The following is an 8579-nucleotide window of genomic DNA, read 5'->3' as shown; positions in this document are numbered from 1 at the left end:
ATGGGCCAGGGCAACGATTTCGTAACCAAATGCGATCTATCCTCGCTGAAACTGCTGGGCACCGTGGGCGAACCGATCAACCCCGAGGCCTGGARCTGGTACAACGACGTCGTGGGCCAGGGCCGCTGCCCCATCGTCGAYACCTGGTGGCAGACCGAAACCGGCGGGCACCTGCTGACGCCCCTGCCCGGCGCGCATGCGACCAAGCCGGGCGCGGCGATGAAGCCGTTCTTCGGCGTGCAGCCGGTGGTGCTCGACCCGCAGTCGGGCGAAGAAATCCACGCCAGCCCGACCGAGGGCGTGCTGGCGCTGAAGGACAGCTGGCCCGGACAGATGCGCACGGTCTGGGGCGATCACGAGCGGTTCGAGAAGACCTATTTCTCGGACTACAAGGGCTATTACTTCTCCGGCGACGGCTGCCGGCGCGATGCGGACGGCGATTACTGGATCACCGGCCGGGTCGACGACGTGATCAACGTGAGCGGYCACCGCATGGGCACGGCCGAGGTCGAATCCGCCCTCGTCGCCCACGCCAAGGTCGCCGAGGCGGCGGTGGTGGGCTACCCGCACCAGGTCAAGGGCCAGGGCATCTACTGCTACGTGACCCTGATGAACGGGGTCGAGCCTTCGGACGAGCTCACCAAGGARCTGCGCACCTGGGTGCGCCAGGAGATCGGCCCGATCGCCAGCCCGGACCTCATCCAGTGGGCCCCAGGCCTGCCGAAAACCCGCTCCGGCAAGATCATGCGCCGCATCCTGCGCAAGATCGCCGAAAACGACTACGGCTCCCTCGGCGACACCTCCACCCTCGCCGACCCCGATGTCGTCGACAACCTCATCGAAAACCGTATGAACACCTGACACCGACAGTCATGGTCAGTCGAAAGGCGGCGCGTCCAGCGCCGCCTTTCTGCGTTAACCACCTGGTTAACCACTTGACTCGAATGGCTTTGGCGAGGCTTCCTGCCGCGTGATAAACTCTTTCCATGGGGGTTTTTTCGGAAGGAGATGACAGATGCTCATATCAGGAATTCCAGCCTGGGCCGCGCCGCAAAGTACCGGCCATCCACAGGCGCTGCCTGCAACGCCCGCACCCGCAGCCAGCGACAGCCGCGTCGTCGCCCTGCCCGGCAGCAAGGAGGCGAGCCTGGGCCAAAGCGGCGACGGCAGCGCACAGGACGACGGCACGGCATCGCGCAAGGATCAAAAAGCCGCGCCGCCCACGATCATGCAGATCAAGATCGCGACAATGCTTCAGGAACAGGCCGAAGCACGGGCCGACGAGACGCCCGCCTAGCCACCGGACGCCGCATGATTCCCGGTCCCCGCATGGCCACCGGACCTTGCGAACCGACATGCCTTCGCCGATCGCGCGCCCGGCGTCGCCGCAGACCACAGCGCGCACCCGGCATCGAGAGTTTACCGGCGCCTGAACGCCTCCCCGACCTTCCCAACTCCCCGCGTTTCAGGCGGCAGATCACATGCCGCGACATGGTGCCACGCCATCGCTTTTCATGCCCAATCACATGGCCTATAAGCGGGCCAACCGAAAAAGGCCCGCACAGGGCAGCGGCACCGCAAATCGGGCGAGGATGGCATGACCAAGAACACCAAAGACGCAGACGTGGCCTTTATCCAGGCGCTGGCAGAGCTTCTGCGCGAAAATGACCTGACCGAGCTTCAGGTAAAGCGAGAATATGGCGAGGACGACAGCCTGAACGTGCGCGTCAGCCGGATGCAGCCGCAGGCCGCGCCCGCTGCCGCCCCGGCGATGCCGCAGCCCGCTGCCCCCGCTCCGGCCGCAGCCGCGGCCCCCGCGCCTGCGACGGGGGCCGACGCATTCGAAGACCCCGCCGCCCACCCCGGCGCCGTGACCTCGCCGATGGTCGGCACGGTCTACATGCAGGCCGAACCGGGCGCGCCCGCCTTCATCAAGGTCGGCGCCAGCGTCTCCGAAGGCGACACGCTGCTGATCGTCGAAGCGATGAAGACCATGAACCACATCCCTGCCCCGCGGTCGGGCACGGTCAAGCGCATCCTCGTCGAAGACGGCGCCCCGGTCGAATACGGCGCGCCTCTCGTGATCCTGGAATAAGGTCCGGGCATGTTTGACAAGATCCTGATCGCCAACCGCGGCGAAATCGCCCTCCGCGTCATCCGGGCCTGCCGCGAGATGGGCATCCAGAGCGTCGCCGTGCATTCCACCGCCGACAGCGACGCCATGCATGTGCGGATGGCCGACGAAACGATCTGCATCGGCCCGCCGTCCTCGACCGACAGCTACCTGTCCATCCCGTCGATCCTGGCCGCCTGCGAAGTCACCGGCGCCCAGGCGATCCACCCGGGCTATGGCTTCCTGTCGGAGAATGCCCGCTTCGTACAGGTGGTCGAGGATCACGACCTGACCTTCATCGGCCCCACCGCCGAGCATATCCGCGTCATGGGCGACAAGATCGCCGCGATCGAGACGATGAAGGAACTTGGCGTCCCCTGCGTCCCCGGATCGGGCGGCGGCGTGCCCGACCTCGACACCGCGCGCAAGCTGGGGGAGGAGATCGGCTACCCGGTCATCATCAAGGCCACCGCCGGCGGCGGCGGGCGCGGCATGAAGGTGGCGCAGAACGCGTCGGAGATGGAACGCGCCTTTCTCACCGCGCGGTCCGAGGCCAAGGCCGCCTTCGGCAACGACGAAGTCTATATCGAGAAATACCTGACCACGCCGCGGCACATCGAGATACAGGTGTTCGGTGACGGCAAGGGCCGCGCGGTGCACCTGGGGGAACGCGACTGTTCGCTGCAGCGCCGCCACCAGAAGGTCTTTGAAGAAGCCCCGGGCCCGGCGATCAACGCCGAGGAACGGGCGCGCATCGGCAAGGTCTGCGCCGACGCAGTGGCCGCGATCAACTATGCCGGCGCCGGCACCATCGAATTCCTCTACGAGAAGGGCGAGTTCTACTTCATCGAGATGAACACCCGGCTGCAGGTCGAACACCCGGTGACCGAAGGCATCTTCGGCGTCGATCTGGTGCGCGAGCAGATAAGGGTGGCTGCGGGACTCCCGATGTCCTTCACGCAGGAAGACCTCAAGATCAACGGCCACGCCATCGAGGTTCGAATCAACGCCGAGAAACTGCCGAACTTCTCGCCCAGCCCGGGCCGGATCACGCAGTATCACGCACCGGGCGGGCTTGGCGTTCGGATGGATTCCGCACTGTATGACGGTTACAAGATCCCGCCCTATTACGACAGCCTGATCGGCAAGCTGATCGTGCACGGCCGGGACCGGCCCGAAGCGCTGGCACGGCTGAACCGCGCCCTGGGCGAGCTGATCGTCGACGGCGTCGACACGACCATTCCGCTGTTCCACGCGCTCCTGCAGGAACCGGACATTCACAGGGGCGACTACAACATCCACTGGCTGGAGCACTGGCTGGAACAGGCCCTCAAGGCGGACTGAGCGGCGCCGCATGATCCAGGGGCCGCGCAAACATTTTCAGAAAATGTTTGCCAAGACTTTCGCCAAAAGTCTTGGGTCCGCCGGATGAGCATCACGCCTGATCTGTTGTTGCACGCCTATCGCTCGGGCATCTTTCCCATGGCCGAGCGGCAGGACGATCCGGAGATCTTCTGGGTCGATCCGCGCCGCCGCGGGATCCTGCCGCTGGACGGCTTCCACATCTCCCGCAGCCTGGCGCGGCGCCTGCGCCGCGACACCTTCCGGGTCACGCGCAACACCGCCTTCGACGGCGTCATGGCGGGGTGCGCCGACCGGGAAGAGACCTGGATCAACGACGAGATCCGCCAGCTCTACCGGGCGCTTTTCGACAGGGGAGCGGCCCATTCCATCGAGGTCTGGGAGGGCGACGCGCTGGTGGGCGGGGTCTACGGCGTCACGCTGGGCGCGGCCTATTGCGGCGAGTCGATGTTCTCGCGCCGCGCGGACGCGTCGAAGGTGGCCCTTGCCTGGCTGGTGGATCACCTCAACCGCTGCGGTTTCACGCTCTTCGACACGCAGTTCCTGACGCCGCACCTGGCGTCGCTTGGCGGGCAGGAGATCACCCGCGCCGCCTATCACCGCCTGCTGGCCGAAGCACTTGAAAAAGAGGCGGATTTCAACGCCGTGGCCCTACCCGAAACCGGTCAGGAGGTCATGCAGCGCAGCACCCAGACGTCGTAGCGCGGATGGTCCATGGGGTTGAGCGCCGGGGCGCTGGCGATCATCCAGCCGCGGAACACCGGATCGGCGACGCCGACCTCGCGCACGGTCAGGAACGCATAGGCATCCCCCGCCGGATCGCCCTCGGGATAGCGGCAATCGTCCAGAGTCACCTCGATCCGGCCGACGGCCTGCGATTGCCGGTCTCCGACCTCGATATCCGTGACCGTGCCGTTGAGCTTGTCGAGCGCGCGCAGCACCGCGCCGGAGCCATGGCTCACCGTTTCCTGCGCCTGGACGGGCCAGGCCAGCGAAAGGCACAGAAGCGTGGCGAACAGGGATCTCATGCGGGGCTTTCGTTTCCGGGGCCGGCGCGTCCGAGCATCACTCGGGCGACCAGGCCTCGTAATCGCCGCGGTCCTTGGGATCCTGGCGCCGGATCGACCCGGCGGGCGCATAGGCCAGTGCGGTGCCGGTCAGATTCTCCTGGTGCGGCTTTTCCCAGGTCTTGCGCGGCAGCGGGCGTTCGGTCGGCGGTTCCTGGTAGGTGTGGTGCAGCCAGCCGTGCCATTCCGGGCTGACGCGCGTCGCCTCGACCTCGCCGTTGAAGATCACCCAGCGGCGAGCGCCATCGCCGCTCTGGTAAAAGACGTTGCCCTGCGCATCTTCGCCGACCTTGTGGCCCTTGCGCCAGGTGTAGAGCTGCGTGTTCAGCGTCTGCCCGTTCCACCAGGTGACGGCGCGCAGCAGGTTGCTCAGAATACCCATGGACGACTCCCGTGATCCTTGGTCCTCTCTATGGCCCATCGCGGCGCAGAGGTCCAGTGCCGCGCCGCCGCACCGGGGACCCGGCGTCGGCGGAAACCGGCTTCAGGCCGGGGCCAGCGCGGTCAGCTCGATCTCGATCCGGTATTTCGGGTCGATGAGCGCGCATTGCACCATGGTCGCCGCTGGCGGCGCGTCACCGAAGGTGTCGCGCAGGATCGGCCAGCAGGCTTCGAATTCCGACGCGTCGGGCAGGTAGTAGGTCACCCGCACCGTGTCGGACAGGCTGGCACCTGCCTGCCGCAAGGCCGAGGCGATGGTGCCCAGGGCGTGGCGGCACTGGTCCTCGACCGTGTCGCCCTGCCCGACCGTGCCGGCCACGTGCACGAACCCGCCCGCCACGACGGCGCGGCAATAGCCGATCTTTTCCTCGAACGGGCTGCCCGATCCGATGCGCTTGATGGTCATGGGTTTTTTCTCCTTGCGGCGTCGCCGCCACTCAATGCCCAAGCCACGGCAGTGTCAACGCCATGCGCCCCCTTCCCCCGCCGCGGGCGATGCACTACTGCTGCGTGTCGGGCGCGCTGTTCTGGAGCCGAAGCCGAAATGAAACCCATCCGCCTGATGTCGGGCATCCTCACCGTCGGCTTCTGGACGCTGGCCAGCCGCGTTCTGGGCGTAGCCCGCGAGATCGTGATTCTTGCGCTGATCGGCCCCGGCCCGGTGATGGACGCCTTCGTCGCCGCCTTCCGCCTGCCCAACATGTTCCGCCGCTTCTTTGCCGAGGGCGCGTTCAACGCCGCCTTCGTGCCGATGTTCTCGAAAAAGCTCGAGGCGGATGACGATCCGCTGCGCTTTGCCCGCGACGCGATGAGCGGGCTGGCCTTCGTGCTGCTGGTGCTGACCGGCCTTGCGATGGTTTTCATGCCGGCGCTGGTGCTGGCCACCGCCGGGGGCTTTGCCGGGTCCGAGCGGTTCGACCTGACCGTGGGCTTCGGGCGCATTGTCTTTCCCTATATCCTCTTCGTGTCGCTGGCGGCGCTGTTTTCCGGCGCGTTGAACGCCGCCGGGCATTTCGCCGCCGCCGCGGCAGCGCCGGTTCTGCTCAACATCTTCGTGCTGATCGCCATGACAGCCGGCTATTACCTGGGCGGAGAGGTGGTGATCTGGCTGGTCTGGACGGTGCCGCTGGCGGGAATTGCGCAACTCGCACTGGTCTGGATCGCCGCGGACCGCGCCGGCATCCGGCTGCGCCCATCTCGGCCGCGCCTCACGCCGGACATGAAGCGGTTGACAGCAGTGGCGATCCCGGCGGCACTGGCCGGCGGGGTGATGCAGGTCAACCTTCTCGTGGGCCAGCAGGTCGCCTCCTATTTCGACAAGGCCGTGGGCTGGCTCTATGCCGCCGACCGGCTTTACCAGCTGCCGCTGGGGGTCGTCGGCATCGCCGTCGGCATCGTGCTGCTGCCGGACCTGTCACGGCGGCTCAAGGCCGAGGACAGCATCGGCGGACGGCAGGCGTTTTCCCGCGCCGGAGAGATTTCGCTGGCCCTGACCGTGCCCTGCGCCGTGGCGCTGGTGGTGGTGCCGCTGCCGATGGTGTCGGTGCTCTTCGAACGCGGCGCCACCGGCCCCGACGACAGCGCCGCGATTGCGCTCGCCGTCGCGCTTTACGGGCTGGGCCTGCCGGCTTTCGTGCTGCAGAAGGTGCTGCAACCGCTCTACTTCGCGCGCGAAGACACCCGCAGCCCGTTCCGCTATGCCCTCGTTGCCATGGTGGTCAACGCTGCGGTGGCCATCGGCCTGGCGCCGGTGATCGGCTGGATCGCACCGGCCATCGCCACGACGCTCGCGGGCTGGATCATGGTTGCGCAACTCGGCTTTGGCGCGCGCCGCTTTGGCGAGGTCGCGCGCTTCGACGACCGGTTCCGGCGGCGCGTCTGGCGCATTTGCCTGGCTTCGGCGATCATGGGTGCCGCGATGTGGGGAACCCTTTTGATACTTGGCCCGTTGTTCGGAGAGGCAGGGTGGCGCTATCTGGCGCTGCTCGTGCTTTTGGCCGTCGGTGCGGCCTCCTACGGCATCGTCGGCCAAGCCATGGGGGCCTTTCGTCTGTCCGAATTCAGAAACGCCCTGCGTAGGAAACCCAGAGACACATGACGCTCAAACCGCTCATCACCGCTGCCGAGGGCTTCCCGGCGCTTGAAAGACTTGCGGATTCCGCGCGGGACGAGCTGTTCCTGACCTTCCGCATCTTCGACCCGCGCACCAAGCTGCGCGACCCGGAGATCCGCGAACGCGGTCTCGATACCTGGGCGGACCTGCTGGCGCTGGTGGCGCGACGCGGCGTGAAATTGCGCCTGCTGGTTGCGGATTTCGACCCGCTTTTCACCTCGACGCTTCACCGCGCGGCCTGGACCAATGCTTCGGGCTTTGCCGACACGGCGCAGGGTGACGTGCAGATCCTCTGCGCCCCGCATGGGCAAGAGGCCGGATGGATCTGGAAGCTGCTGATGCGCGGCAAGATCACCCGCATGATACAGCGCCTGCGGGACGAGGAGCCGACGCGGCTCACTCCGGTGCAGCGGACTGTCCTAAAATCCGGGCCGATCCTGCGGCCGGTCACGATCCACCAGAAATGCGCCGTCGCCGACAGCGAACGCTGCATCATCGGCGGACTGGACGTGGACGAGCGGCGGTATGACACGCTGGGCCACGAATTGCCCCCCGAAGAGACCTGGCACGATCTGAGCATCGAGGTGGACGGCGATTTCGCCGCCGCGCTGCGCGCGCACCTGGCCGACACCTGGAACGCGGCGCTGAACTGCGGGGCCGCGTCGCTGGCCGACCGCGCGCTGCCGATCGACGTCTCGAAGCGACCGCAGTCCCCGGCCGACCTGCGGCTGGTGCGGACCTTTTCCGACGCCTGCCGCGGCGTCGGGCGGCTTGGCCCCAAGCCGCGCATCATCGAGCATGAAACCGTGCTCCTGCGCGAGATCGGCAAGGCCGAGCGCCACATCTATATCGAAACGCAATTCCTGCGGCATCCGCCCATTGTGCAGGCGCTGACCGAAGCCGCGCAGCGGTCGCCGGAGCTGCAACTGGTCGTCGTCCTGCCCGCGGCGCCCGACCGGGTGCTCTTCGACGGCCACGAAGGCTGGGACGCGCGGCACGCGCACAGGCTTCAGGTCGACGCGGTCGAGGCACTGCAAAAGGCTTACGGTGACCGCGTCGCCGTCATCGCGCCGGCACAGCCCAAGCCGGCACCCGAAGGCAATATCGCGATCCATGGCGCGGGCCCCATCTACGTGCATTCCAAGCTTACGCTGATCGACGACCGTTTCGGCATCATCGGATCGGCCAACCTCAACGGCCGGTCGCTGCGCTGGGACACCGAAGCCTCGATCGCGTTCCGCGACGGCGAGGTCATGCGCGACCTGCGTCACCGGCTGGCGCGGATGTGGCTGGCGGATCACCTGGACGGCAAGGATCCGACGCAGGCGGCGACATGGACCGAGGCGGCCGAGGCCAACCGCGGCCTCACCCCCGAAGAGCGGATCGGCTTTGTCGTGCCCTTCCCTCTGGAGCGGGGAAGGAAGTTCTCGCGTCGTATCCCGTTCGTGCCGTCGGACATCTTCTGACGCATGCCCGAAAGCCC

General features: G+C 67.0%; 10 protein-coding genes. 7 read left to right on the top strand and 3 right to left on the bottom strand.

What is annotated here, in order from left to right:
* The 5 genes from DU478_RS11070 to aat all read left to right on the top strand — a co-directional run.
* On the top strand, positions 1–861 hold an 861-nt coding region (locus DU478_RS11070; protein WP_147276336.1), incomplete at its 5' end, for an AMP-binding enzyme.
* Between the two features lie 154 nt (positions 862–1015).
* A complete protein-coding gene (locus tag DU478_RS11065; RefSeq protein ID WP_114511008.1) occupies positions 1016–1297 on the top strand; it encodes a hypothetical protein in 282 nt (93 codons plus the stop codon).
* A 300-nt stretch (positions 1298–1597) separates the two neighbouring features.
* Positions 1598–2095, top strand: a complete 498-nt coding sequence (accB, locus tag DU478_RS11060; protein ID WP_114511007.1) for an acetyl-CoA carboxylase biotin carboxyl carrier protein — start codon at positions 1598–1600, stop codon at positions 2093–2095.
* Positions 2096–2104: 9 nt separating this feature from the next.
* Positions 2105–3457 carry an acetyl-CoA carboxylase biotin carboxylase subunit gene (accC, locus tag DU478_RS11055; RefSeq protein ID WP_114511006.1) on the top strand — a complete coding sequence of 451 codons (1353 nt, stop codon included), beginning with the start codon at positions 2105–2107 and terminating at the stop codon, positions 3455–3457.
* A gap of 84 nt (positions 3458–3541) precedes the next feature.
* Positions 3542–4177, top strand: coding sequence for a leucyl/phenylalanyl-tRNA--protein transferase (aat, locus tag DU478_RS11050; protein WP_114511005.1), 636 nt, complete (start codon positions 3542–3544; stop codon positions 4175–4177).
* Here aat and DU478_RS11045 read toward each other — a convergent pair.
* The 3 genes from DU478_RS11045 to DU478_RS11035 form a co-directional block, all read right to left on the bottom strand.
* Positions 4141–4503, bottom strand: coding sequence for a DUF2155 domain-containing protein (locus tag DU478_RS11045; RefSeq protein ID WP_114511004.1), 363 nt, complete (start codon positions 4501–4503; stop codon positions 4141–4143). The genes aat and DU478_RS11045 overlap by 37 nt on opposite strands.
* A 37-nt stretch (positions 4504–4540) precedes the next feature.
* Positions 4541–4924 carry an NADH:ubiquinone oxidoreductase subunit NDUFA12 gene (locus DU478_RS11040; protein WP_114511003.1) on the bottom strand — a complete coding sequence of 128 codons (384 nt, stop codon included), beginning with the start codon at positions 4922–4924 and terminating at the stop codon, positions 4541–4543.
* Between the two features lie 102 nt (positions 4925–5026).
* The gene (locus DU478_RS11035) at positions 5027–5389 is read right to left on the bottom strand and encodes a RidA family protein (protein WP_114511002.1); all 363 of its coding nucleotides are present in this window, start codon (positions 5387–5389) and stop codon (positions 5027–5029) included.
* Between the two features lie 138 nt (positions 5390–5527).
* On the opposite strand from DU478_RS11035, the gene murJ reads away from it, so the two are divergent.
* The gene (gene murJ, locus DU478_RS11030; protein ID WP_114511001.1) at positions 5528–7081 is read left to right on the top strand and encodes a murein biosynthesis integral membrane protein MurJ; all 1554 of its coding nucleotides are present in this window, start codon (positions 5528–5530) and stop codon (positions 7079–7081) included.
* Positions 7078–8562: a phospholipase D family protein gene (locus DU478_RS11025; RefSeq protein ID WP_114511000.1), complete on the top strand. Its 1485-nt coding sequence runs from the start codon at positions 7078–7080 to the stop codon at positions 8560–8562. The genes murJ and DU478_RS11025 overlap by 4 nt, the downstream gene beginning before the upstream one ends.
* Positions 8563–8579 lie beyond the last annotated feature (17 nt).

This window comes from Thalassococcus profundi (assembly GCF_003344785.1).
Classification (GTDB): Bacteria; Pseudomonadota; Alphaproteobacteria; order Rhodobacterales; family Rhodobacteraceae; genus Puniceibacterium; species Puniceibacterium profundi.
This window is presented reverse-complemented; position numbering and strand designations above follow the sequence as displayed.

What these genes read in the sequence shown, in the direction of transcription:
- DU478_RS11065 (WP_114511008.1), top strand. Translation starts at nt 1,016, where the DNA reads ATGCTCATATCAGGAATTCCAGCCTGGGCCGCGCCGCAAAGTACCGGC.
- accB (WP_114511007.1), top strand. Translation starts at nt 1,598, where the DNA reads ATGACCAAGAACACCAAAGACGCAGACGTGGCCTTTATCCAGGCGCTG.
- accC (WP_114511006.1), top strand. Translation starts at nt 2,105, where the DNA reads ATGTTTGACAAGATCCTGATCGCCAACCGCGGCGAAATCGCCCTCCGC.
- aat (WP_114511005.1), top strand. Translation starts at nt 3,542, where the DNA reads ATGAGCATCACGCCTGATCTGTTGTTGCACGCCTATCGCTCGGGCATC.
- DU478_RS11045 (WP_114511004.1), bottom strand. Translation starts at nt 4,503, where the DNA reads ATGAGATCCCTGTTCGCCACGCTTCTGTGCCTTTCGCTGGCCTGGCCC.
- DU478_RS11040 (WP_114511003.1), bottom strand. Translation starts at nt 4,924, where the DNA reads ATGGGTATTCTGAGCAACCTGCTGCGCGCCGTCACCTGGTGGAACGGG.
- DU478_RS11035 (WP_114511002.1), bottom strand. Translation starts at nt 5,389, where the DNA reads ATGACCATCAAGCGCATCGGATCGGGCAGCCCGTTCGAGGAAAAGATC.
- murJ (WP_114511001.1), top strand. Translation starts at nt 5,528, where the DNA reads ATGAAACCCATCCGCCTGATGTCGGGCATCCTCACCGTCGGCTTCTGG.
- DU478_RS11025 (WP_114511000.1), top strand. Translation starts at nt 7,078, where the DNA reads ATGACGCTCAAACCGCTCATCACCGCTGCCGAGGGCTTCCCGGCGCTT.